Raw genomic sequence first — 24,117 nt, 5'->3', positions numbered from 1 at the left:
ACCGGTCCAGATGCGCCTCGAACGCCGCCCAACTCTCGAAGCGGCGGCCGGCAACGGCGTTCTTCTTGACGTAGCCGACCCCGCGCTCGTCCTTTCCCTTGGTGCGCGCCCGGTAGGGCGCACAGGCGCGCGGGGTAAAACCCCAGTAGCGGGCAAAGGCATGAAGGCGCCCGTTGAACCGCACCTCCCGGGTGGCCGCATCGTGATGCTCAACCAGCGCCTTGGGATTGTCGAACAGTACTTCGGCCGGAACCCCGCCAAAGCGCAGAAAGGCGCCTTCCATGCCCTCGAACCAATCCGCCTGGCGTTCCCGCAGCGAGGGACGGATATGCAGCCGGCGCGAGTAGCCTAGCGTTGCCACAAACAGGTGCACCCGCACCCGCTCGCCACTGATCCACACCCGCGTGTCGCCAAAGTCGATCTGCATCTGCTGGCCCGGCGCCGTCTCAAACCGCACGGTTGCCCGCATCTGCGCCTTCAACTCACGGCGCCAGCGCTGCACCCGCAACTCCACCGAGCGCAGCCCGATGACGATCCCGTGCTCGCTCGCCAACTCCTGGCGCACCACGTCGGCATTGCCGCCGTGCCGAAAGAACCGTTCCCGCAGCCAGTCGTCCAGGCCGTCGAAGGCCGTCCGGCGCACGGGCTTGCGGAACGCCACAGCCCCGCCCTCGCGCAGATACCGCCGCACCGTGTTCCGCGCGCAGCCGAACTCCCTCGCCAGCCGCTTGGCTCCCCAGCCAAGCCCATGCAGCCGCAGCATCGCGGCCACCTCCTCAGCCTGAAGCATCTCCTCTCCCCACATCGTCCGCGACAATGCAGGATCCACTGAAACCCCGGTCGACATCTATTCCTCCTCTGCCAAGGAGGGGGTCAGTTCTTCGCTTCGTCAGGGGGTCAGTTTCTCAGTTCGGCCGACACGGGACACTGGTGTGTTCGAGACCATCAACCATCTGCTGGTCATGGCCGACCGGGAGCAGGTGGGGCGGGAGGCCTCGCCCACCGCCGCCGTGCTCGATAGCCAAAGCGTGAAGACCAATGAGAGCAGCGGACCGCGAGGCTATGATGCAGGCAAGAGGGTCAAAGGCCGCAAGTGCTAGGTGATGGTCGATACCGACGGACGCGGCCTGATCCTGGAGCCCCAGCCTGCTGACGTTCAGGACCGCGATGGCGCCTGTGTGGTTCTGCGCCTGTCACGGCGTGCGTTCCCGTTCATCGTCAAAGGGTTTGCCGACAGCGGCTATGCCGGAGAGGCTCCCACCCAAGCGACCTCAATTATCATCGAGATCGTCAGGAAGCCACCTGATCAAGTCGGCTTTGCGCTGCATCCACGCCGCTGGATGGTTGGAAGATTCTTCGCCTGGATCAGTCGCAACCGACGGCTCTGGAAAGACCCCGAGGCGACGCTCACGTCAGCCCGCGCGTTCCTCTACGCTGCTTCCGTCATGCTCCTCGTCCGCCGCTTGGGACGGTGGTCGTGATTTACGGGCCGGACTTTCAGTTTAACGCTGCTGAGGAGGCCCTCGACCACAGCTCATCATCGCAGGAGCGCGCCTGCTGAAGCTAGTTTGAATGGGAAACTTCGGCTTAGTCGGTAATCTCGCTTATAAGATAAGAACCCTCCCAGAGGAATTACTTCAAAGTACCGAGTGTCTTCAGCCTTGGTGGCTGTTAAACCAAGTGGATGGAATTGCTAAGCTAGACGTAGCCAATTTAAAGGAACGGAGATGCCCTATGACTGGTAACGTTATCGTTCTTCCGCCGCCCACTCCAGACCTCGAAGTGTGTAATGCGTTCTATGATGGGCTTTCCCATGGCTACTGGAAAAACCATACATCTGACTGGGACGGCTACTCCTCCAGTCAGTCATTCGAGTCAATCTTCGGGATCAATTCGTCATGGACGGCGCCGGGCAAAAACGGGACTATCTATAGCAGCCCGACCCTACTTCAGGCTCTCAGCATCCAAGGTGGCGGTGATAACGCGTTCATCCGTGAAGCGACGGCCGCTCTCTTGAACTCATCTGAGGACAGTACGCTCGTCGATGGCACCAGCTACTTTTATAGAACGTCACAAATCATCAACATCGTGAGGAGTGTCTATGGCCTCAATGACACGGACACCACAAACGACAACGTCTATAACGCCACACTTGGCGCTGAGTATCAGGCTCTGTTCGAGCACTGGAACACCATTCGTGATAATTCTGGCTATATGGAAGGCGGCTATCCTGCGAACACGGGGACTGGCGACTGCGCCAAGATCCTGAACTTTGACAGTGGATCTGGATACACTGCCGCAAACGGATGGTTCATTTACAACGGCTTTGTCATCCAGGGCGGTGCTGTCTCTGGAGCAGGCTCGGAGTACGTGTCCTCGTCAGGCCAGAGCGTTCTCGCTCCCGACAACGAGGGAGATTATGCACATTCTCTCCTGATTGCCCCGGGAGACTGGTCCAACTTCGACTTCGAGGGCGCTTTCTTCTCTTCGGCGTCCGACAACAATCACGTAACCGTTACAGCTTACAACGACGCGAACCAGATGATCGGTCAGAAGACCTTCGTGGTAGATGCGTCGGGACCTAATGGCGCGCGCTATGTGAATTTCAGCGAGCTCGCTGGCTTCGATGACATTCACAATCTTAAGATTGCAGGCACTGCCAGCCTCAGTGTGGATGACTTCCGCTACATCTGAGTTTCCTAGCGATCTCCTGGGCTGTCTAGCCTCACGGCCGCCGTGCCGCATTCGGGTAGCACGGGGGCATATTCTGCTCTGCTGTGAACTTGAGCGCCATGTGCTTTGTAGCCCAATAGTCCGCAGATTGGCCTCGCCATAAATTTCGGGACGGGCTTTAAACCACCATAGTAGTCCATGGCTGCTCTCCTGTGCACGTGGCCAGCCGATGTTATCGGCATCCAGGGAGAGCCGCCCCATTACCCAATGGTGAAAAACTCCGCAAGCGCCGTTTTTCGGATGCTCGACGTACAGGATGCTGGGCCTAATCGGGCACACAGGCCCTACTAATAGACCGACAAAGCAGCGCCCGAGAGTTTTTCAGCAAAATCTGTCAGGACCGGACCTTCCCCAGACAGCCTGATCGATCGTTGGCCTAACCGCATCCCTAACGGCCCCGTACGGTTGGCGACACTCCGCTTGTAGTAATCGAGCATCATGAGAAGTCGATCAATGGTCCGATGCGCTTGTTATCCTCCCGACAGGAGAAGACGTCCGTAGTCTGAGCTCAGCTTTGACTGCATTAAGCTCGTGGTGTAGGTGATCGATGCGACCCTGCAGGCTGCGAATCTCCTTCTTTGCGTTGCCAAACTCCTTTTGCAGATGATCACACTTGGTTATCAATTCCGCGTCGGTAAGGTGTGCGAAAAGACTCTTCTTTCCGGGAATCCTCCCGGAGAGGTATCGAATCTCAACCAACGTTCTCAGACCGATGCCAGGGAGTTGCAGCCAACTGGTGTCAGAAACGTTTGCCACCTCGCGAACTGTGGGACGGCGCCCGTTGAACTCCAACAGGATCGCCTCTTTGACACGCGCAGGAAAACTCTCAATCGGGAACGGATCATCCAACGGCATCAAATCCTCACAGACACTTCGCCAATTTCGTTAAGCCGGAACAAGCCCTAGCCTAGAATAGACCAGTATTTTGATGCTCCCTCGCCAGAATGGGAAGTTGCGGCTCTTAGTACGTGCTCGCCTTTCCTGAGTGCTCCCGCGTATTGCAACAGCGGCGTGATCTTGTGCTGGCGTATCAGGTCTGACGGATTTCACCATCAGCAGCCACGTCCGCGATGAGCGATTTCCAAGACGATGGTCCGCATCAGAACCCTGAAATCCAGAGTACAGCTGCGGTTCCGTACATACCAGAGATCAAGCTCGATGCGACGCTGCATATCAGCAATCGTCCGAGTCTCCCCGCGTGACCCGTTCACCTGAGCCCATCCTGTTATGCCGGGTCTGACCGCAAACCGCCCGGAATAGTCCGGGATGTTTTGGCCATAATACTGGTCGTGAGCCAGCGCATGAGGGCGTGGTCCCACCAGTGACATCTCCCCTCGAATAACATTCAAGAGCTGGGGGAGCTCATCGATACTTGTGCGCCTCAACCAGCGACCGATGCGGGTCACTCGTTTGTCGTCCGTCGTGGCCTGCTGCACTGAAGGTCCATTCTCAAGCACGCTCATCGTACGGAACTTGTAGATCTCGAATGTGAACCCTCGCAAGCCAGTGCGAGTTTGCTTGAAGATAGCGGGACCTTTCGAGTCCAGGCGAATGGCCAACGCCGCTATTAGCAGCAATGGGCTTAGGAAGATAAGAGCCAGGGCGGCCAGCCCGATATCGGAGATGTACTTGAAGTCGTACTCTGCCAGAAACTGATAGACTAAGTTGTCTCTAGGTTCAGATTTGAATGCGGGTGCGTCGTTGCGGGCTACCAAGAGCATCTCCACTATGAATTGGATCAAACTTTAGCCGTTCGATTTCGCTTAGCGTAGCAATTGCATACGAAAATGGTCCCAACTCTTTGGTGTGAAAGAACGCGGCCGAGAGGAGTAACCATCTTTTCCTAAGAAATTCAGTTCAAATAAGCTGGCCGAAGCCTCTGACCTACTTGTTTCGCAACGCAGGAGCGGCTTGACTTGAGTAAAGTGCGAACGACTGCAAGATCGTTAGAAGAGGCTTAGACGGAACCGGGGATGACCAAGCACATACCTACCGCTTCAATTGTGGCGACGCCATTTGCGGGAGCCATGGAATTTCGATTGGCGATGAGAGAGCTTGCCTCCGCCGTCAGTATCATCACTGCAGGCCAGGGTAAGAAGCGCCGAGGTTTGACGGTGACGGCGCTTTGCTCGCTCTCGGTCGAGCCTCCAAGCCTCATTGTCTGCGTCAACAAAGCGACCGAAGGCCATAAGGCGATCTTGCAACACGGCAGCTTCTGCGTGAATGTGTTAGCAGCTGAGCATCGCCTCTTCGCCGATTCCTTTGCAGGGCGCACAGGGCGTCGCGGGATCGAGCGCTTCTCAGAGGGCGAGTGGACGTCGCTAGTAACAGGAGCGCCTGTGCTCGCTGGTGCCATTGCGGTGTTGGACTGCGAGATCATCAATTTCCTGGACCACGGCACACATACCGTATTTATTGGGGCCGTCCGAGCCGCACGTTCTGAGCCCAATCGTCGAGCGCTGGTTTATCGCGCAGGGGATTATCAAGGGGTTTGATGCTGCCCTCCCTGTGTTCGGTGGCCGCAGTACTCTTATCTACTAGCGCGAGATTGGAAGTGGTTTCGAGATGAGAGTTGCCTATCTAATCAATCAATACCCTGCTCCGTCTCACAGCTTCATCCGGCGAGAGATCTTGGCCCTTGAAGCCCGCGGTAACACGGTCCTGCGTTACGCCTTGAGCTGCCGAGAAGACGAACTGGTCGACAAAGGCGACCTCGCCGAGAAGGTTAAGACTAGGCATGTTCTTCGCCAGCCGCTGTCGGACATTCTTGCAGCACTAGCACGAATTGTTATCCGGCATCCGCTCGGCATGGTGAAAGCTCTCGGGGCGAGCCTGCGCATCGGCTTCCAATCAGATCGCGGCCTCGCTCGACATCTCGCCTACCTCATCGAAGCCGCCGTGATCGTCGATTGGTGCAGCCGCGACCAAGTAGAACATCTGCACGTCCATTTTGGAACGAACCCGGCCACGATCGCTCTCTTAGCCAATCTGATTGCCGGGATCTCCTACTCTCTCACCGTGCATGGACCGGAGGAATTCGATGGGCCAAAATCAATTGCGCTAGCAGAAAAGATAAGGGCGGCAGCGTTCGTGGTGGCCGTGAGTTCCTACGGGCAAAGCCAGCTGAAGCGATGGGTTGATCTCGATCAATGGGCCAAATTACACGTCGTCCATTGTGGGCTGGACTGCAATTCCTATCCCGAACAGCAGGTTGACGGGATCCCAGAACCCAGCTTCGTTTGCGTTGCTCGTCTTGCTGAACAGAAGGGTCATTTCCTTCTGCTGGAGGCTACAGCCAAACTCCGGGCCGATGGCCTTCGATTCAAGCTTGTTCTGGCGGGTGATGGCCCGTTGCGAAAGCAAATTCAGAAGCGAATAGAGGAGCTCGAGCTCAGCGATATCGTCAAGATTACTGGCTGGATTTCCGGTGATCGTGTCAAAGGCGAAATCGCGCAGTCCCGTGTCTTCGTCCTCCCGAGCTTTGCCGAAGGCCTTCCTGTTGTCCTGATGGAGGCCATGGCCATGCAGCGGCCGGTTGTGTCAACCTACGTTGCCGGCATTCCTGAGCTCGTCGTCCCCGGCTCGACCGGCTGGCTCGTGCCTGCCGGTGACGCGCTATTGCTAGCCAAGGCCATGCGCGAGGCCCTCTCCACAGAGCCTCAGACGTGGGCACATATGGGGGCAGCCGCGCGACGGCGCGTCCTCGAACGTCACGACGTAAACCGCGAGGTGGAAAAGATCGAGCGCTTGATCTATTCGACAACGAAGCGAGAGGCCCTATGCTGAACATCATACTGACTCTTGCAGCCACCTTGGTCTGTCTGCCGTCGGTCACTCTCGCGCTCGAGATCCTGGGCGCCTCCGCTCTCAAAAACCCTGCCAAGCTCGCGTTTCGCACCGGCCGCTCCACCAGACCCGGACCCATTGCGGTCCTGGTGCCCGCCCACAACGAGGAAGCCGGCATCCTGACCACCCTGCAGGACATTACTGCACAGCTGCGCCCCGGCGATCGCCTGCTGGTGGTGGCCGACAACTGCACCGACAACACCGCCGCCGTGGCGCGGGCGGCCGGAGCTGAGGTCTGCGAGCGCCACGACCCGGCACGGCGCGGCAAGGGCTATGCGCTCGACTGGGGCCTGCGCCATCTGCGGCAGGATCCGCCCGAGGCCGTGGTCATCATCGATGCCGACTGCCGCGTAGCATCAGGCTCCATCCTCACCCTCGCCGTAACCGCTCTCGCGGCCGGGCGGCCAACTCAGGCATTCTATGCTATGACAGCGGCCTCTCGGGCTTCGGAGCGGCGGGTGCAGGAGTTTGCCTGGGTGCTTAAAAACCATGTGCGACCGCTCGGGCTGGCCAAGCTTGGGCTGCCGTGCCAGCTCATGGGCACCGGCATGGCCTTTCCCTGGCAGGCTCTCACGGCCGTTGATCTGGCCAGCGGCCATCTGGTCGAGGACGTCAAGCTCGGTCTTGATCTCGCCGCCCGCGGCTGGGCCCCGCTGTTCTGCCCTTCCGCCTATATCGAGAGCACCTTTCCGACCTCGGAGAACGGTATCCTCACCCAGCGCCAGCGCTGGGAGGTCGGCTCGACCCGCACGCTGCTGCACGAGGGGCCGCGGGCGCTCTGGCAAGGGCTCAAGCACCGCAACTTGCCCCTACTGGTGTTGGCGCTCGACATTCTGGTGCCGCCCCTAAGCCTGCTGGGCGGAGCGATCGGGTTGGTATGGCTTGCATGTGCGGCGGCGGCCCTGGCCGGGCACGGCCTGACGCCACTGATGCTGGCCACGGGTGCGGGCTTGCTGGCAGCGAGCAGCCTGGTGCTGGCCTGGGCGCGGTTCGGGCGCCAGATCATGACGGCGCGCGACGGCGGGGAGTTGCTGGGTTACCTGCGCCAGAAGATCGAGATCCATCTGCGGCGCCCAGGGCAGCGCCCACAATGGATCCGCACCGACAGATCCTGAGATCCGCAGGATCGGAATCCCTCGCCTGTCGAACTGCCGCCCGTGGGCCTCTACCGCAGCCCTCATCCTGACAAGGTGTGAAGCACCGTTTCGAGCGGCTCGCCTGGACCTGATCCGGGCAAAAGGGGACGTTTCCCGCCTGCACTGGGTCATCCTTGGAGACGCCCGCGAGAGCATCGGATGATTTATGGAAATTATCCGATGCTCTCGATTATCTGTATTGCTGCATTGTGTTGCCGGAAAATCGAGTCCACTTCTGCGCACTAGGCCGTCAGACGCGGCACGATGCTTTAAGCGGGCTCCTCAGGATAAGGTAGTGTTCCCAAGGTGGACCGCACTCAGATAGCATCTCTGAGAAGGATCATTGAAGCCCAAAGGGCGGGTGCCCTCAGGAGCACCAGATCCCCTCTGAGGAAAAACAGACCTTGTCTGTTCCTCAAGACAAGGCCTGTGTCATAGGTCAGATTCTCAGAACACCCCACAGGCCTGACCGACGCAATGATGCTGCATCGATTTCCAGCCCCGTCAGCTGCGCTCGCGGCGGGCATCCCGGCGCGGCCGCGCCCCAACGACCGAGGCCCCTGGGACCGGATCGACCCTGATCAGGTCCCCTTCCCGAATCTGGGTGAGCTCGGTGGCCGGCACTTCCTGGATGCTGCCCGCCTCGCTGCGTAGGATCACATAATGCCGTGATGCAGGCGCCGAATTCAGGCGGTCGGATGCAGCGCGGGTGCCGTCGAAGCGTGATAGGCGATCATGGCTCGTCTCGAGCCTCGCACGAGCCTCATCGAGATCACGTTTCGTCTGCTGCAACTCAGATTGAAGTTCGATCTGGCGCTGGTTCTGAAGATCTGGGAGAGACGCCGTGTTCTGAATGACGGTGCTCTGCGCCCGGGTCAGATCCGCCTGCTGCTGAGACTTAGTCCGTTTGAGCTCCTCCAGGGCGATCTCAATTTCCAAAAGGCGCGAGTCCGTGGCGATCCCCTTGGAGACCAGCGACTTGATGCCCTCGTAGCGCCGGCTGGTCAGGTCGATCTGGTTCTCGGTCGTGGTGATCTGGGTGCCGACCGCGTCCACTTCCCGCTTGGCCGTATCCCTGAGCAGTTCGCCCGCCTCGATCTGGCCGCGATACTTCTGGCGGCGCCTGTCCATGAGGGCCTGCTCCCGCTGCAGGATCTCCTTCACGGCAGTGTCTTGGTGCGCGGCGAGTTCAGCCGGCAGCTCGACGGAGCTCCGGTCGTTGAGCTCGGCCTGGAGCCTTGCCTCCCGAACGAGAAGGCTGCTGAGCTGCCGCTGGGCCGCTTCGAACTCACCGCGCACCTCGATGGCGCGATCGCGATCGCGATCGCCTTCGGCCTCGGCCCGATAGAAGCCGCCGGCGACGCTGACCGCGTGGAGCACCGTCATTCCGGACCGATACCGATAGGCGCCCGGCTGATCGATATCTCCGGCGACATAGATCATCGGAGGCTCCTGTTCTGGAGCCGGGCTTAGCATGACGGTCAGGTTGAGCCTGTCTTTGAAGTAGTCCTGAAGCCGCTGCATCAGCGCTGCCTCGAGGTCCTCGGGGGTCATGCCCTCGGCCTGTATGTGGCCGGCGAGTGGAAGCGAGATGCGCCCGTCCGGCCTGACGACGACCTGGCGGTTGAGGGTCTGCTGCTGCGCGACCCAGACCTCGATCAGATCCCCTGCCTTGAACCGGTAGGGAGCCGTTTGCGCCGCCGCGGATGCAATCCACAGTCCAACGCACACCGAGGCGAGACCCGCCACGATGGTCAACCGTGTGCTGATCATCCTGCGTCCCGCGCTGGCGGCACAGTGGAGCAGGTCCTTGGAAAAGGATAGGTCCAGGTTCGGGCCGGTGACTGCGGAAGCGCGTTCGCCGTCGGGATGGCGCACCCCTCGAGCCGGAATGAGGGGATCAGGTCGGTCGGTGGAGATGATGGACACGAGATGCCCCTGTAGTTTTGAAATCCTGTATGACGAAAGCGGCGGCGACCGAACCTGTCGGGGCTGGGCTATCCGCCGGTCTGGCCCGGTAGCGGCGCGGTCTGCCGCATGAACTGCTGAACCGCCTCCCATTTGGGCGCGGTGGACGGGGCTTGCTGCTCCGTCTCGAGCAAGCCCCAGCTTCCCCACTTGCTATAGGGCCCCATCGAGCTGTAGAGCACATAGAGATCGCCTCCGGCCGCCTGCCAGTTCCGGAGATGGGACAGGTAGATCTCCTTCATCTTCGGGTGCCGGTTGGCGGCGAGGAAGAGTTGCTCAAGCCGCGGGTTGTTCTCGGCGCCGCCATGGCCGGCAAGATGCTGGCCGCCCTCGTAGGCGATGAGCCGCACACCCGTGGCGCGGGCGACCTCTGCTTGGGCTTCGATCATCTGCCGGTTCCCCGTCTCGACCTCACGGGCAAGAACTTGCATGACCTGATCGACCGACCAGCCTGCGACGTCCTCCTGCCGCTCCGGGTCGCCCAGGGCATTGCCGAAATACGGTGCGACGGCGAGGACATCCGCGTAGCGGCGCGCATCCTTCCATACGAGCACCGTCGTGCTCGTCCAGGGATTGGCCGCCTGGGTGGCGTAGACGCCGATCACTCGGGCCTTCTGGTCGGCGAACACCTCTTCCCAGATCTTCAGCACCTCCGTCGTGCGCTGCGAATAATACCGGAGCTGCGCCTCGAACGCGTTGGACGAGAGACCGAGCTCCCTGCCCATCTGGGCCGCATATCGCGCCTGCTCGAACATGCCGTTCCAGACCTCGTTGGAATACTCGACATAGACAGGCAGCGACGGATCGAGCTCCCGCTTGACCTGCTCGGCGAAACGGCGGACGTAGTCGTCGTCGGCCAGATGCGGAATGCAGAACCAGGGCGCCGTCTTCTGCACGTTCGACAGCTCGACCATGTATTCTAGGGCAACCCCGCCCTCGGCCTGGGTGAAGTTCGCCTTGCGGGGACGCTCGGCCCAATGGCGCACTTTCGAGTTGTTGGTGTCCATCCAGTCCATGAAGCGCAAGGCAGACATGCCGGCCCAGTGATCGAGAAAGGCCTTGCGGAACGTCGGCGGATCGGCCGCGACATTCGGTTCGTACAGACGGATGTTCCGCACCGGGTCCGCAGGATCGGTTTCCACCACCTGCACGCCGAGATCGGCAATCAGGTCCCGCCCCGGTTCGCGCTGCTTCAGGCGCGCGCCGAACGTGTAATTCAGCCGACCCTTACCGTCATACAGGACGACCAACTCCTTGGGGAGGTGGCCCCGAGCCGACGTGCCGAGGAGGAAGCTCTCTATGGCGGCCCCCTGCGGCACTTCCTTCGGATAATTGTCGTCCGTCATGGGTGGCAGTGCGGCATCCCAGGTGAATGGCTTTCCGAAAGGCTGGGTCCGCCAGCGCGAAGCATGCAGAGCCAAGTTGGCGAACGGATGCTCCGTCGTCCAGTAGGTCACGCCGGCCAGATTGATTCCCAACCGCGCCGACACAAGGGACTCCCGAGTTGCGGGCGGCGCCGCGACCTGTGCCTCGCCGGCAAAGGCGACGCCGCCGGACATGGCGAGAGCCAATACGATGCGTTGCGCCCTGGTCTTGATTCGTCTGGAGAAAATCATGGTTTCAACGTTCCTGGGACACGGGACGGGTGACGGCGATGGCCTCTCGACCCGGCGGGGGGTACCAGTAGGCGCGGTCGTGAGCGGCGTTGTAGGTAAGAGGGTTGTCATAGTCGCCGCGCGAGAAACGGTAACGCCAGCGGCTCAGATGCTGCAGCCACTTTGCGTAAGCCCGGACGACACTGCCCTCCTGGCGCCAGTAGGTGTCCCGGACGTAAGACCAATAGGTGTAGACGAACGTCTCGCTGACGAAGGCGCGACATGCTTCAAGCGAGGCGGCGCTTTTTTCGCCGGCACTCTCCGTTACGAAGGTCCAAGCCATCTGCTGAAGAAGGGCGGCCTGCGCCTCTTCAATGTCCGACGGTGCCCAGGCGCCGAGCGGCGAGCGGCGATACACGGTCGCATAGCTCACCAGCGCCGTGTAATAGGTGCCCAACGAGGTCAGATGCACGTCGTCCCGAAACAGCCGATCCATGGTTTGCCGCACGCTCGACCCGCTGATGCCGGGCAGACCGGCGCCACGAGTTGCACGCTCCACCAGGGCCGCGAGGGAAGCCGCTGCCGGCAGCGGCAACACCCGGTCCGTGCGCCCTTCAGCTGCCAGGGACTGGTTGATCCGGACAGCCACGCACTGCCATGCCCAATAAGCCTCACGCTCGTAAGCGATCCATCGGGTCGGATCGTCCTTGTCGTTCAGGCTGATCCAGGAATGGTACAGATAGCTGGTCGCCTCCGGGTTGCCGTCGATTAGGCGATCGTGGAAATGCCGGAGATAGCGGACCGTGTCGTTCCAGATCAGCGAGCCCAGCAGCGTGTGCTGCTCCGTGATGATGAGCGCATCGTAACGGTCGCTTCCGATGGTTTTCGGCTGGCGCAGCTCGTCGATCACGTTCAGACCCGCGCCGTTGCGGTTCTCCCCCTGGCTGTAGCCTGCCCAACCCGTTTCTCCCGCACCGCGCCCACGGACACGCTCGCGGATCGAGGAACCGAATAGATTCTGCTGATTCCAGACGGCAGGCGTGCCCAAACTGTCAGCGATCATCGCAAGATAGTCCGGAAACGGGTGATCCGTAAGGCTATGCCCTGATACGAAAACCCGTGCTTCCTCCCGAGCCGCCAATGGAAAACCCAAGATTGGCTCAAGCTCGCCTTTGGGCAGGCTCGCCCTGTCGTCGGCCCGGCAAGCCTCGGCCGCACTTGCAGCCATCGCGAGAACCAGAACCCCATGACGTGCGGTCTTCATGACCCTCGCCAGCGTGCGTCGGCGACGCGAGTAGTTTCGCGGCGTTAGCCGATCAAATGGAGGCATAAGGACGAATCCCACACGTCACTCTTAAGCTGGATCGAACAGATGTCGTGATATTAGGAAGGTAACCAGTCGATTACCCAAGTAGGAATACGGGCAGAACAGAGGAAAAAAGGAGTAATTTACATCACAATCAGCGGCTGCCAAATTTCATATTGTAAGGATTTATGACGGCATTGAAAACGTGGAGCCTCTCGTTTCGCGGCGGACCGATCAAACCGGCACCAGCCGCTTGAGGCCATACGTGCAGCATGCGCAGCCCGATAAGGCGGTGTGAAGTCTATGCTAGAAGTCGCACTGGACGGTTTCGCCTCTCTGGTCTGTCTTCCCTCGGCCATTCTTGTGGCCGAGATTCTGGCTGCTTCCACTCTCAAGAACCGTGCCAGCCTCGCGTTCCGCACCGGCGGCTCCATCAGACCCGGACCGATCGCGGTCATCGTGCCGGCCCACAATGAGGAGGCCGGCATCCTGCCCACCCTGCAGGATATTGAGGCGCAGCTGCGGCCCGGCGACCGCCTGCTGGTGGTCGCCAATAACTGCAGTGACAACACCGCCGCTGTGGCACGGGCGGTCGGGGCCGAGGTCAGCGAGCGTCACGATCCGGACCACCGCGGTAAAGGCTATGCTCTTGATTGGGGCATGCGCCACCTGAGGCAGGATCCGCCCGAGACAGTGATCATTATCGACGCCGATCGCCGCGTCGCGCCGGGCACCGTGCTCACCCTCGCCCAGGCGGCCCTCGCCACAGGCCGCCCCACCCAGGCCCTGAACATCATGAAGTCCGCGCGAGCAGGGCCAAGGCGCCGGGTTCAGGAACTGGCCTGGGTTCTCAAGAACTATGTGCGACCGCTCGGGTTGGCCCGATTCGGGTTGCCCTGTCAGCTCATGGGCACCGGCATGGCCTTCGCCTAGCCCCTGATCGCCCGCGCCCGCCTGGCCAGCGCTCATCTGGTGGAGGACGTCAAGCTCGGCCTAGATCTCGCCGAGAGCGCCATGGGCCCCTGTTCTGCCCCTAGGCCTGTGTCGAGAGCACCTTTCCCACCTCGCAGGCCGGCCTCCTCACCCAGAGGCGGCGCTGGGAGATCGGCTCCACCCGGGTGCTGCTGGGCGAAGGCCCCCGCGCGCTCGCCAGGGCGCTGCGCACCCGCAACTGGCCGCTCCTGGCGCTGGCGCTTGACGTGATGGTGCCGCCCTTGAGCCTGCTGGGTGCGGGCCTCGTGCTGCTGTGGCTGGCGGCCCTGCTGGCCGGGCTGGCAGGCTTCAGCTTGGTGCCGCTGGCGGTGCTCACGGCAGCAGGCGGACTGGCGGGCGCCAGCCTGGTGCTGGCCTGGGCGAGGTTCGGGCGCGGGATCCTGTCAGGACGGGATCTGTGGCAGCTGGCCGTCTACCTGCTGCAGAAGGCCCACATCTACCGCTGGTCCACAGCCCACAGCCAAACATGGGTCAGAACAGACAGATCGTAAAAACGCTATCTCTTCCGAGTTAGATGGCCCTCCCAAGCATTAGGCGTCGAGCGCTCTCCGTTTCAGGCTAGTCTCGACGAAAGGCGAAATGCGTCTGTCATGGATACCATCAAAAATCCGTACGACTTCGCCTTTTCAAGGATCAGGCGCAACTCCCCCTGCGTGCAACCATACTCAGTTGGATTGTTGCTGACATCGTGGGTGAAGATTGTGAGCCAGCCCCTGCGGCGAGCGACATCCTCGATGATGCGAGACCAGTAGTTCCGGTATCTTTGTCGGCTCTCAAGGCCGGCGCTGGGAATGTGAGAACGGTCGAAATTGCGCATGTTCCACCGACGGCAGATGCCTCGACACGTTTCGAATTGCTTCCTAAGCATTCGGCGTGCCGAAAGTGACGCGTGGCCATAGGATAAGCAAATGTCTTTGGATCGCAAGCGCCAAGGATGCCCCGAATAATCGCGGTATTCTTCAAAACCGATGCTTCCACGCTGCTCGCGCTCTGCAGGATGCTGCTTTCATGGAAATAGCTGTGACATCCAACTTCATGTCCATGCGCGCTGACTTCAGCCAGATCGTCACCTGTGAAGAAGTCGATGCCTCCGTCCCTCTGGGCCAAGAAGGAGCCGCTTACATAGAATGTTGCCTTGGCGCCGTATTCGTCGAGAAGCCATCTGCTCTCAAGCCAAGCACTTCGTGGAAAGTCGTCGAAGGTCAATGTGAGGAGAGGATACTCCGGCGAAACTTCGAGCGGAGCAATGTTGAGACTCCCCGTGACTTTCTTGACGATCCTGTGGCCTAAACTGAGATCCACGCCCCACCTCCTCACCAAATGCCGCCATTCAACTTGAGGTCACTCACGCATCCTCGAGAGGTCAACACGGGATTCAGGCAATCATCTGCCGGGGGACTGCACACTTTTTCCTTAGATTCACTCACTGTCAGAAAGAGGTACTTCATGAGAATATTTGTCTTTGCCAAACTCCTCTGGTCTGCTCCCTTATAGGTTGATGTTCCTTCGCATGCGGATTTCGTCAGCCTCACAGTGGAATATGAACTTAGGCTTTTTGATTTTTCATTCTAAATCTCTGTCGATCGGACGTTGAGCTTCCGACCCGGCGAGAATGGATGATGTCCGGCGCCTTATGTCACCACTAGCTTGGCAATGACAGATCGCTGGACTCGTGAGAAGATGAGTCCTGATCGGTCATGATCATCGACGCGACCCAATAGGGTGCGCTCTCCTGCACTGCACGTGAGCCAGAGGAAGGTAGCAGATGACCTGCATCTCTGATAACGCGGCCCATATCCGTTCTATCGCCAATGAGCTGTGGGACACGATCATCATCGGTACAGGTGTGGGCGGCGCCACGATCGGCTATAGGCTCGCAAAGGAAGGACATCGGGTTCTGTTCATCGAGAAAGGCAAAGCCCACTTCTCTAGCCCAGGATCGATGGACGAGCGTCAGGAGGATGCGGAGAAGAGGCTCGAATCCGCCTATTGGCCTAACCGGATCAGCATGCGTGTCAATGGCCGGGAGAGTGAAATCTTCGCGCCGCTGGGATGCGGAGTCGGTGGAACATCGCTCTTATACGCCGCAACCCTTGAGCGCTTCGAGCCTTCCGATCTCGAACCCACTAACGATCACCCCCACCCAACTGGCGGCTGGCCAATCCGTTGGGACGATCTATTGCCATACTACGAAGAGGCCGAACGCCTTTATCGAGTCTTTGGCACACCGGATCCATTGTCCGACCAGCCACAACACATGCTCCGCCTTCCGCCGTCTGCGAGCGCTGTCGATAGGCATTTCATGCAAGCGTTCTCGCAAGCAGGCCTTGATCCTTACCGTCTCCACGTAGGATTTGGATACAAGCCTGGGTGTCTAGAATGCGGCGGCAAGCGATGTGAGCGGACCTGTCGAAGTGACGCTCGGTCCGTCTGCCTCGACCCCGCCATGCGAACCGGTTGCGCAACCCTGCTGCCTGAATGTGAAGTCGTCAGGCTCGATGCGGATTCGGAGCGGGTGCGATCGGTCATATGCCATCATGAGGGACAGCACTATAGCATCCGCGGCAAGACAGTTGTTCTTGCGGCGGGTGCCTATCACAGCCCCGCTGTACTGCTCCGCTCCCGCAACAGCGCCTGGCCGAATGGCCTCGCGAACGGTTCGGGAATGGTCGGACGCAATCTGATGTTCCACGCGAATGAATGGATCGCCATATGGCCGAAGAAGAAAGCGGCAGTCGCCGGACCCCGTAAGGTGATTGGCATTCGCAACTTCTACATACATCAGGGAAAGAGGCTGGGCATATTGCAATCTACAGGCCTCTCTGCAGGTTATAGCGAGATTTACGGCTTTATGCTCACATGGTTTGACCGCGGCCATTTCCGCCGAGTATACCCATTACGGCCTCTTTTGCGTATGATTGCTAAGATTGGCACCCTGTTGCTCGGCCGAGCCACAATTTTCACAATGATCATCGAAGATTTTCCGCATCGGGAGAATAGGGTCTCTCTCGACGAGAACGACCCCGCACGGATTTGCGTCAGCTACGATGTGCCCGATGAGTTGCGGGACAGAACCCAGACAGCTCGCAGGTCTGTCAGGAGAGCGCTTAACGGACTGAAAGTCCTTCCGCTCCAGATTGAAGTTCAGCTCAATTACGGTCATCCTTGCGGCACATGTTGCTTCGGCCACGATCCTTCGGAAAGCGTTTTGGACGCGAACTGCAAGGCTCATGAGGTAGACAATCTTTACGTAGTCGACGCTTCGTTCATGCCGAGCAGTGGGGGGGCCAATCCCAGTCTCACGATTGCCGCGAACGCTCTGCGCGTCGGCAGAGCCTTGAGCGATCGCCTGAAGGAGGCCGTCGTGCCATTAGGGCGTGTCATCGCTTGATCCAATCGAGTGTAGCGGCGAGGCAGAGAATGCCCATGAAAGATGAGGCAGTCTTCTCGTAGCGGGTTGCCACGGCTCGCCACTCCTTCAATCTGGCCCAGAGCCGCTCGACGACATTGCGGTTGTTGTAGATCCACTCGGGACAGGCCACCGGCGCCTCATGACGCTGCGGCGGGATGGCGGGGCGTGCGCCGATGCTCCAGATGTACTCACGAAAGGCATGGCTGGTGTAGCCGCGATCCCCGACCACCCATGTTGGCACATCCGGCAGTTGCTCCAGTAGCGGGATGGCATGAGGTCGTTCATGCGCCTGCCCAGGCGCGATCCGAAACCCAATGGCGTGGCCGGAGGCGTCGGCGATCACGCAGGCCTTGGTGCCATAGCCGCCACGAGAGCGGCCAAGTGCTTCACGATCATCTCGCTCAGCTTGAGATCCCCTTTCGGCGAGCCCCTGCGGCCTTCTGGTGGGCCCGCACGCTTGTGCCATCAAGAAACACCATGCCGAGCTTGACCCCGCACTCCTGAACAAGGTTCAGCAAGCGCTCCCAGACGCCAGCTCGTGCCCAGCGGATGAAGATCTGGGCGGCACGCCACCAGGGTCCCAGTTCCTCAGGGACAGCCCGCCATTTGGCGCCGTTCTGATGCCGCCGCAGAATGGCCGAAAGGGTGCGACGCAGGTCCTGTGGCGGGGTCTTGCCTTTCGGCCGGCACGCTACAATCAGGGGCTCCAGAAGAGCCCATTGTCCGTCGCTGAGCATTGCTCCTCCTTAGCGCGGAGGAGCAAAACGCAAACCGATCCAATCAGTTCAGGCGACAACACGCCCTAGCCCATAGAAACCACGTTTGAACTTGAGTTCCATCCACGAGGCGTCAATGAAGAACCAGGCAGAGCACGTTTCCTCTTTGAAACCTCCAACCGTTTCATCCAAGGACCCCTATTATTCTCGTGAGAAGAAATCCCTTTCCACTTGGGATCCAGGCCGCTCACTGATTGCCAGTCTTCGCGCCTATCAACACGCTTCCGGTTCGAACACTCCCTGGGCAAGTCTACAGCGGAGTTGGGCCGTGTTGCGTCACCGTTTCTGGAGCATCGTGACAGGGGTCGATATACCCCTTAACTGCTAAATCGGCGGCGGCCTCCTTATTCCTCACCCGAACGGTGTCGTTATCCATCCGGATGCCGAAATCGGCCCCAACTGCCTCATCTTCCAGCAAGTCACGATCGGTATGGCACATGGTGGGGTTCCCCGCATCGCCGGCCATGTAGATATCGGTGCCGGAGCCAAGGTGCTTGCGCCGTTTATGGTCGGAGAACACGCTCAGACCGGCGCGAATGCCGTCGTGATCCGCGACGTACCGCCCGGAGCAACTGCAGTAGGCATTCCGGCGCGGAACGTTTGAACTCCTTTCGGATATTCACCTGCTGCGGCTGAGCGCCTGGTGAAGCTTGATGTTGAGTTGCTGGCAGAACCCCAGTCGACATGCGCAGCCGCTTCATCTGTCCGTCCCTTATCACAATTGGCCCCTAACACCCTGTACGAAAACTCAGGGGAAGATCCGCAATTGGGGGTAGTACCATTGCGAACCCGTTACGCGGGCCTCAGTGATTGACTTGAGCTCACCTGAGTTCAAGTATTTTGGCTGACCACTTACGCAATCGCTGCCGGTGGGGGAGTAAGGCTGTGATTAGATATATTCGCCTCCATAGCTTTGAGGCTCTAAAAAAGGTAGTTCAGCCGCTCACGCGGCAAGGGCGGATGAGAGATTTCAGCCGTCTGCTTCAGCTGCAGCCCGGTGATCGCGTCATTGATTTAGGTGGCTCCGCTAGCATCTGGGAGCATGTCAAGGTGCCTCTGGTGATCACCATCGTGAACTTGCCAGGGGCTGAAATATCGAAGACTCCTGTCGGACCGCATCAGTTCACTTTTTTAGAAGGCGACGCAACAGCACTCGAAGATCTTGAGGACAACAGCTTTGACGTAGCCTTCAGCAATAGTTGTATTGAGCACGTTGGCGGACTGGAAAAACAATCCGCATTCGCAACGGAGGTGAGGCGCCTCGCGCCGAAGTACTATGTACAAACCCCGTCCATCATTTTTCCTTTAGAGGTTCATACAGGACTGCCGTTCTGGTGGTTCTATCCGCCTGCCTTGAAGCGGGTCATTATTCAACGCTGGCGCAAGACAATTCCCGCTTGGTGTGAGATGATCGAGGGCACTACCGTTCTCACGCAAAGGCAGATCAAGAAGCACTTTCCAGACGGCGATATCGTAACAGAGAGAATACTAGGAGTGCCAAAGTCATACGCAACCTTCCGGGCTTAAGTAGCTCTAGCCGCCTGGAACCGTCAGGTTGATATATGGTCTGGTTAGAGCAACTCGGCTAGGTTTTCTCTTCCTGGCTATCTGCTTGACCTTGGTCGGAATCGTCGGCGATGATAAGCGTCACCGCCCCATGGACGCCCGTAGGTGGTCAATCACAACTGTGGTTCAGGCCTCATTTGCGAGGCCAGGATGCGCTTACTATAGCGTAGGTCCCCCTGCGGAGTCTGCGTCAGCCAAGATGGGACCAGATGATGTGAGCCCAGCAAGGTTCCGAGCGTGCGCCATACGTCGTTCGAACTCCTTCTCGAAAGTATGGTCATGCGCAAATGCGAGGCTACGGCGACTCTGCTGTTCGATTTCTTGGTCACACAAGGACACGATGAGTTTTGCCAGTTTTCCAGGACGGTCCATGGGTGTGGTCCAGCCAGCACCACTCGCCGATACGATGCCGCGCAACGCCTCGTTATCGTATCCAATGATAGGCACCCCACAGGCCATAGTCTCAAGGTAAGTGCATGAGGGATCACCCTGTCTATGACAGCAGATGAACAGGTCCCCATATTCCCGCACGAACGGCATTAGTTCTCGCTCGAAGTCGAGGTTGCCCTTGAAGTGCACAAGGTCAGCCAATCCACGATTCCTTACGTCCTCTCGCATCTGCTGCTCTAGTGTTCCCGTGCCGCAGATAAAGAGTTCAAAAGGCCGTCCACGATCCCGCAGCGCGTGAGCGACACGCACCAAGTGGTCCGCACCCTTCATTGCAATGAGGCGCCCGGAGAATACAAGCCGAAGCTTTCCTCCAGTGCGGCGGGCCTCAAAGCGCTGCTGAAGGGTGGATTCGTCCGCAAGCATTCTCGAGTCTACGCGCGTGTCGAAATAGAGCATCGCTTTTGAGTTAAGAGTTCGGTACGCCTCGTAGGTGGGAGTGCCATTGCACTGAACTCCTGTCGCATGGATGATCGCCTTTCGATTTCGTCGCTCCTGACCAAGTTCCCACATAGCCTTACGAATCAACTTGAGGGGGTTTGACGTCGCAGTGCGGGCGATCTGGAGACGCGTACGCAGTGAGTACTCAGAGGCATATGCGCACGGTACGCCTAATCGTGCACATACCTCAGCGAGATGCGCCTGACGGTAATGTACAGTTAGCATCACGAGCGCAGCGCCAAGCAAGAACTCCTCCATCTCCGAGGCAACGTGCGGCAGAACTATCAAGTTGAAGGGCAAATCCTCCCGCATTACAGTAATATTGTCGAGATTGTCTCCCACCGTAGATGTCGGCTCCATGATGACATCCACAGGACCCGGCCATAGACGTTGATGCTCCTGCACACCCGAAATGAACTTGCGCGTGAGGACAAAAGCGTTCTCCGACTGCGCAACTGGTAGTGCAGGAACAAGGACCAACGTCGGTTCTTTGGACATATCAGCCTCTGGTAGAAATCCGCAGCAATCGCCTTCTGAGCTTGATGGAAGCATCATGCACCATCAAGATTTGTCCTGAAGCGGTTATTCTGGGTAACCCATACTGACGCGCACTCCTACATGCGAGAGCCAATCGATTGACACTCATCATCCAGTTTAAGAACGGGTGCACGATACCCGGACACTGGATTGAGGCAGCTTAGAGACAGGACATCTATAAGCTTCATCAGCGACCTATGAAAGTGGACATACTCTTGTTCGCGCCAAACGACTTTCATGCCGGTTTCGGCCCGACAAACTTCGCATGTCCAGCAGTAGACTTAGAGTCCGTCCCGTAATCATGAGTTCCGTCCCAAGCGGGGGACCAGGAGCATGACAGAAGCGGCGTAGAGGAACGCGCGGGCTGAGGCGAGCGTGGCCTCCGGATCCTTCCAGAGCCGTCGGTTGCGGCTGATCCACGCGAAGAACCTTTCAACAACCCAGCGGAGTGGGTGCACCGCAAAGCCGACCTGATCGGGCGGCTTCTTGACGATCTCGATGCGGATCGAGGTGGCCTGATACCAAGCGGCATGAAGGCTGACTCATTCAGGGTTTTCAGTCGGGCGCATGTCTGATTCCATGCTGGCGACCAGGAGGTTCGCCATGCGCCCAGGGATCGAGCTACGCCAGGACTATGATGCGGCCCGGCTGCGGGCTTCGGCGAAATCGACCCGTAATGCTGGACAAAGCCGACGATTGCTGGCGCTGGCCGAGGTCTACGACAGCGGCACGCGGAGCAAGGCGGCGCGGGTCGGCGGGGTCGGGCTGCAGACGGTGCGCGACTGGGTGGTGCGCTTCAACGCCCACGGACCCGAAGGCCTAGTCGACGGCAAGGCACCGGGGAATGTCTGCAAGATGAGCGCCCTCCATCGCGAGGCCTTGCTGGCCCTGGTGGAGAGTGGCCCGATCCCGGCTGTTCACGGGGTGGTGCGCTGGCGGCTGAAGGACCTGGTGCAGTGGCTCTGGGGCGAGTTCCGGATTGCGGTGAGCGAGACGACGCTGGGCCGCGAACTGCGGGCGCTCGGTTACCGCAAGCTGTCGGCCCGCCCGCGCCATCACGCCAAGAGCGAGGCCGCGGTGGCGGTTTTTAAAAAGAGCTTCCCACGCGTCTGAAGGAAATCGCAGCCAGCGAGGCCGCTGGCAAGCCGCTAGAGATCTGGTTTGCCGATGAGGCGCGGATCGGCCAGAAGAACAAGATCACCCGGCGCTGGGCCCGGCGCGGCACCCGTCCCTCGGCGCCCCGGGATCTGAGGACGGCCTCCACGTACATCTTCGGGGCGATCTGCCCAGCCCTGGGCAAAGCCGCTGGCCTGGTGCTGCCGCGCTGCACGACCGAGGCGATGACGCTGCATCTGGCCGAGATTGCGCAAGCGGTGGCGCCCGGGGCACACGCGGTGCTGCTGCTCGATCAGGCCGGCTGGCACGTCTCGCGCAAGCTGAAGGTGCCCCCCAACATCACCCTGGTGCCGCTGCCAGCCAAAGCGCCCGAGTTGAACCCGGTCGAGAACATCTGGCAGTACATGAGGGAGAACTGGATCTCCAACCGGATCTTCACGTCCTACACGGACATTCTCGATCATTGCTGCGGGGCTTGGAATAAGCTCGTTGACCAACCTTGGACCATCATGTCCATCGGTTTGCGCGACTGGGCCAATGCATGAGCATCAGCGCCGGTTGGTATGAGCCGGCGCGTCGCCGGTATAGCCGCTGTCGGCAAAGGCCTGAGCGATGAACGGGAAGGAGCGCCGCGACAGGCGCAGGACCACACAGGCCCCGTCCCGGTCCTGGATGTCAGCCGGCTGTGGCTCCAGGATCAGACCGCGCCCGTCGGTATCGACCATCACCTGGCGCTTGCGGCCCTTCACCTTCTTGCCGGCATCATAACCTCTTGGGCCGCCGCTCTCCGCCGTCTTAACGCTTTGGCTGTCAAGCACGGCGGCGGTGGGCGAGACCTCCCGCCCGACCCGCTCGCGATCCGCTATAACCAGGAGGTGGTTGATGGTCTCGAACAGGCCGGTGTCGCGCCACAGGCTGAACCAGCGAAAGACCGTGCTTTTGGGCGGCAGATCGGAGGGCAACAGCCGCCAGGCAATGCCGCCGCGCAGCACGTAGAAGATCGCGTTCAGGATCTCCCGGACAGGCCAGAGGCGCGGGCGTGGGGCTCGGGCAGGAGCGGCGCGATCAGCGCCCATTCGGCATCGGTCAAATCGGCTTCGTATCGCAAGCCGTCGCGGCTATACTGCCGCCGGGTGGTCGGGGTCCACATTGCGGTTCCAGGTCAGGCTTCACCACCCTCCTGGAATCATACCGGCCTCGGCCACTCAACCCTTTTCGGGACGGGCTCTTAGCTCGGTCAGCTACGATCCGCTGCAGGATCAGATGTATAGTAGTTCTTGATCGAAACTCCTTACAGCATAGCAGCCAAGTATGAAAATTGTCCCGACCCTTATGTATGCGGAACCGTATTCGGAAGCAGTAACCAAATTTCTCAAGCAGCATTCAGTTCATTTGAGCCGATTGGAGCCATGAGCCTACTTGCTTTGCAACACATAGGCGATTTGACTTGGGACTTATAAAGGCCAGCATAGACGCACAGAAGGATACTTGAAATGTGCTCAGGAAATTGCAAGCCATCCTGCAACTTCAAACATGTAGTGCAAAACGCCGAGGTTGCGAAATCTCACAGGATGACAGCGATTGAACAGTCCTCCGACAGCTGGAATGTTAGAACGCGTGGTCGTGACATCCAGAAACAAGACGACGAATGTTGTGGTACAGACCATGCTGTCCCTTGCGAGGGCCACCGGATCTCTTCCGCCCATGATGTTTGCGATCAAAGTCTTTGCAGCACCTGCGAGAAGAGCTCTTGTCAGAGCTTCTAGCCGCTGACATGCGCATCGCGGTGGCCGCCCTTGAGCCTGCTGGATGCGGGCCTCGCGCTGCTGTGGCTGCAGCCGTGCTGGCTTGAGTGAGGTTCGGGCGCGGGATCCTGTCAGGGCGAGATCTGTTGCAGCTGGCCGTCTACCTGCTGCAGAAGGCTTACATCTACCGCTGGTCCACAGCCCACAACCAAACATGGGTCAGTACAAACAAATCGCACAGCTTTCGCTTCCCGGCCGTAACACGCGGCGCGAGTAGAAGCGAGCAAAAGCAGAGCCTCTTTGAAATCGTTCTGCTGCGCCGTGACGTGAGCCCTGAGTTTCCTCCGCTCAGAGCTGGAGTCCGCTGGTTGATTGAACCGATCCCGAAGTTTGGACCACCTCTGGTTAGAGTTTTCCGGCTTCTGAACCTGCCCCGAACGCTGGACCACGGCCGAACGGAATTTCCGGCCTCATGGCCCCATCGGCTGGCTGGGGGCGCC

At 59.6% G+C, this 24,117-nt stretch carries 19 protein-coding genes and 3 pseudogenes; 11 read left to right on the top strand and 11 right to left on the bottom strand.

Annotated features, from left to right (window positions below):
- The coding region (istA, locus tag IC232_RS28255) for an IS21 family transposase (RefSeq protein ID WP_190848279.1) at nucleotides 1-847 on the bottom strand (847 nt) is incomplete at its 3' end.
- Between the two features lie 73 nt (nucleotides 848-920).
- Between istA and IC232_RS28250 the strand changes: the two are divergent.
- Together IC232_RS28250 and IC232_RS28245 are read left to right on the top strand one after the other, a co-directional pair.
- A pseudogene (locus IC232_RS28250) lies at nucleotides 921-1,481 on the top strand (transposase); the annotation flags it as partial.
- Nucleotides 1,482-1,734: 253 nt separating this feature from the next.
- Nucleotides 1,735-2,694, top strand: coding sequence for a hypothetical protein (locus IC232_RS28245; protein WP_190848278.1), 960 nt, complete (start codon nucleotides 1,735-1,737; stop codon nucleotides 2,692-2,694).
- A gap of 1,091 nt (nucleotides 2,695-3,785) precedes the next feature.
- Here IC232_RS28245 and IC232_RS28240 read toward each other — a convergent pair.
- On the bottom strand, nucleotides 3,786-4,448 hold the full coding sequence (locus tag IC232_RS28240) for an exopolysaccharide biosynthesis polyprenyl glycosylphosphotransferase (protein WP_246812462.1): 663 nt from the start codon (nucleotides 4,446-4,448) through the stop codon (nucleotides 3,786-3,788).
- Nucleotides 4,449-4,706: 258 nt separating this feature from the next.
- Here IC232_RS28240 and IC232_RS28235 point away from each other — a divergent pair, with 258 nt between their 5' ends.
- From IC232_RS28235 to IC232_RS28225, 3 genes are all read left to right on the top strand, one after another.
- On the top strand, nucleotides 4,707-5,228 hold the full coding sequence (locus tag IC232_RS28235) for a flavin reductase family protein (protein ID WP_190848276.1): 522 nt from the start codon (nucleotides 4,707-4,709) through the stop codon (nucleotides 5,226-5,228).
- Between the two features lie 136 nt (nucleotides 5,229-5,364).
- Nucleotides 5,365-6,519: a glycosyltransferase gene (locus IC232_RS28230; protein ID WP_246812461.1), complete on the top strand. Its 1,155-nt coding sequence runs from the start codon at nucleotides 5,365-5,367 to the stop codon at nucleotides 6,517-6,519.
- Nucleotides 6,513-7,694, top strand: coding sequence for a glycosyltransferase family 2 protein (locus IC232_RS28225; RefSeq protein ID WP_190848274.1), 1,182 nt, complete (start codon nucleotides 6,513-6,515; stop codon nucleotides 7,692-7,694). The genes IC232_RS28230 and IC232_RS28225 overlap by 7 nt, the downstream gene beginning before the upstream one ends.
- A 525-nt stretch (nucleotides 7,695-8,219) precedes the next feature.
- On the opposite strand, the gene IC232_RS28220 is transcribed toward IC232_RS28225, so the two are convergent.
- From IC232_RS28220 to IC232_RS28210, 3 genes are all read right to left on the bottom strand, one after another.
- On the bottom strand, nucleotides 8,220-9,644 hold the full coding sequence (locus IC232_RS28220; RefSeq protein WP_190848273.1) for a polysaccharide biosynthesis/export family protein: 1,425 nt from the start codon (nucleotides 9,642-9,644) through the stop codon (nucleotides 8,220-8,222).
- 68 nt (nucleotides 9,645-9,712) lie between these two features.
- Complete coding sequence (locus IC232_RS28215) at nucleotides 9,713-11,299, bottom strand: hypothetical protein (protein WP_246812460.1); 1,587 nt, start codon at nucleotides 11,297-11,299, stop codon at nucleotides 9,713-9,715.
- 4 nt (nucleotides 11,300-11,303) lie between these two features.
- Nucleotides 11,304-12,542: a hypothetical protein gene (locus IC232_RS28210; RefSeq protein ID WP_190848272.1), complete on the bottom strand. Its 1,239-nt coding sequence runs from the start codon at nucleotides 12,540-12,542 to the stop codon at nucleotides 11,304-11,306.
- A gap of 345 nt (nucleotides 12,543-12,887) precedes the next feature.
- Between IC232_RS28210 and IC232_RS28205 the strand changes: the two genes are divergently transcribed.
- Both IC232_RS28205 and IC232_RS28200 read left to right on the top strand, forming a co-directional pair.
- On the top strand, nucleotides 12,888-13,517 hold the full coding sequence (locus tag IC232_RS28205) for a glycosyltransferase family 2 protein (RefSeq protein WP_190848271.1): 630 nt from the start codon (nucleotides 12,888-12,890) through the stop codon (nucleotides 13,515-13,517).
- Nucleotides 13,518-13,702: 185 nt separating this feature from the next.
- Complete coding sequence (locus IC232_RS28200) at nucleotides 13,703-14,068, top strand: hypothetical protein (protein WP_190848270.1); 366 nt, start codon at nucleotides 13,703-13,705, stop codon at nucleotides 14,066-14,068.
- Between the two features lie 142 nt (nucleotides 14,069-14,210).
- Here the strand turns inward: IC232_RS28200 and IC232_RS28195 are convergent, their stop codons facing one another.
- On the bottom strand, nucleotides 14,211-14,879 hold the full coding sequence (locus IC232_RS28195) for a polysaccharide deacetylase family protein (protein WP_190848269.1): 669 nt from the start codon (nucleotides 14,877-14,879) through the stop codon (nucleotides 14,211-14,213).
- A 463-nt stretch (nucleotides 14,880-15,342) separates the two neighbouring features.
- Here IC232_RS28195 and IC232_RS28190 point away from each other — a divergent pair, with 463 nt between their 5' ends.
- Nucleotides 15,343-16,968, top strand: coding sequence for a GMC family oxidoreductase (locus tag IC232_RS28190; RefSeq protein ID WP_190848268.1), 1,626 nt, complete (start codon nucleotides 15,343-15,345; stop codon nucleotides 16,966-16,968).
- Here IC232_RS28190 and IC232_RS28185 read toward each other — a convergent pair.
- A protein-coding gene (locus tag IC232_RS28185) for an IS5 family transposase (RefSeq protein WP_190848267.1) occupies nucleotides 16,958-17,726 on the bottom strand; the annotation gives its coding sequence in 2 pieces (ribosomal slippage) (nucleotides 16,958-17,405 and nucleotides 17,404-17,726; 771 coding nt in all). The two genes, IC232_RS28190 and IC232_RS28185, sit on opposite strands and share 11 nt — an antisense overlap.
- Nucleotides 17,727-18,015: 289 nt before the next feature.
- Complete coding sequence (locus tag IC232_RS28180; protein ID WP_190848266.1) at nucleotides 18,016-18,285, bottom strand: hypothetical protein; 270 nt, start codon at nucleotides 18,283-18,285, stop codon at nucleotides 18,016-18,018.
- A gap of 440 nt (nucleotides 18,286-18,725) precedes the next feature.
- Here IC232_RS28180 and IC232_RS28175 point away from each other — a divergent pair, with 440 nt between their 5' ends.
- Nucleotides 18,726-19,292, top strand: coding sequence for an SAM-dependent methyltransferase (locus IC232_RS28175; RefSeq protein ID WP_190848265.1), 567 nt, complete (start codon nucleotides 18,726-18,728; stop codon nucleotides 19,290-19,292).
- A gap of 198 nt (nucleotides 19,293-19,490) precedes the next feature.
- On the opposite strand, the gene IC232_RS28170 is transcribed toward IC232_RS28175, so the two are convergent.
- Nucleotides 19,491-20,717 (bottom strand): glycosyltransferase, encoded by a 1,227-nt coding sequence (locus IC232_RS28170; RefSeq protein WP_190848264.1) that lies wholly within the window; start codon nucleotides 20,715-20,717, stop codon nucleotides 19,491-19,493.
- 338 nt (nucleotides 20,718-21,055) lie between these two features.
- Nucleotides 21,056-21,271, bottom strand: a pseudogene (locus tag IC232_RS28165) (IS5/IS1182 family transposase); the annotation flags it as partial.
- A gap of 88 nt (nucleotides 21,272-21,359) precedes the next feature.
- On the opposite strand from IC232_RS28165, the gene IC232_RS28160 reads away from it, so the two are divergent.
- Nucleotides 21,360-22,417, top strand: a protein-coding gene (locus IC232_RS28160) for an IS630 family transposase (protein WP_409564980.1) whose coding sequence is annotated in 2 segments (ribosomal slippage) — nucleotides 21,360-21,866 and nucleotides 21,869-22,417 — 1,056 coding nt in all. Because the reading frame shifts where the segments join, the coding sequence is not laid out codon by codon here.
- Between the two features lie 21 nt (nucleotides 22,418-22,438).
- Here the strand turns inward: IC232_RS28160 and IC232_RS28155 are convergent.
- Nucleotides 22,439-23,022 (bottom strand): annotated as a pseudogene (locus IC232_RS28155) (IS5 family transposase); the annotation flags it as partial.
- Nucleotides 23,023-23,763: 741 nt separating this feature from the next.
- Here IC232_RS28155 and IC232_RS32150 point away from each other — a divergent pair.
- The coding region (locus IC232_RS32150; RefSeq protein WP_210335534.1) for a hypothetical protein at nucleotides 23,764-24,117 on the top strand (354 nt) is incomplete at its 3' end.

It is taken from the genome of Microvirga sp., from assembly GCF_014699075.1.
GTDB lineage: Bacteria > Pseudomonadota > Alphaproteobacteria > Rhizobiales > Beijerinckiaceae > Microvirga.
The sequence above is the reverse complement of the archived record's forward strand: the minus strand, read 5'-3'. Positions and strand labels throughout refer to the sequence as shown.

What these genes read in the sequence shown, in the direction of transcription:
- IC232_RS28245 (WP_190848278.1), top strand. Translation starts at nt 1,735, where the DNA reads ATGACTGGTAACGTTATCGTTCTTCCGCCGCCCACTCCAGACCTCGAA.
- IC232_RS28235 (WP_190848276.1), top strand. Translation starts at nt 4,707, where the DNA reads ATGACCAAGCACATACCTACCGCTTCAATTGTGGCGACGCCATTTGCG.
- IC232_RS28225 (WP_190848274.1), top strand. Translation starts at nt 6,513, where the DNA reads ATGCTGAACATCATACTGACTCTTGCAGCCACCTTGGTCTGTCTGCCG.
- IC232_RS28215 (WP_246812460.1), bottom strand. Translation starts at nt 11,299, where the DNA reads ATGATTTTCTCCAGACGAATCAAGACCAGGGCGCAACGCATCGTATTG.
- IC232_RS28210 (WP_190848272.1), bottom strand. Translation starts at nt 12,542, where the DNA reads ATGAAGACCGCACGTCATGGGGTTCTGGTTCTCGCGATGGCTGCAAGT.
- IC232_RS28205 (WP_190848271.1), top strand. Translation starts at nt 12,888, where the DNA reads ATGCTAGAAGTCGCACTGGACGGTTTCGCCTCTCTGGTCTGTCTTCCC.
- IC232_RS28190 (WP_190848268.1), top strand. Translation starts at nt 15,343, where the DNA reads ATGACCTGCATCTCTGATAACGCGGCCCATATCCGTTCTATCGCCAAT.
- IC232_RS28175 (WP_190848265.1), top strand. Translation starts at nt 18,726, where the DNA reads ATGAGAGATTTCAGCCGTCTGCTTCAGCTGCAGCCCGGTGATCGCGTC.
- IC232_RS28170 (WP_190848264.1), bottom strand. Translation starts at nt 20,717, where the DNA reads ATGTCCAAAGAACCGACGTTGGTCCTTGTTCCTGCACTACCAGTTGCG.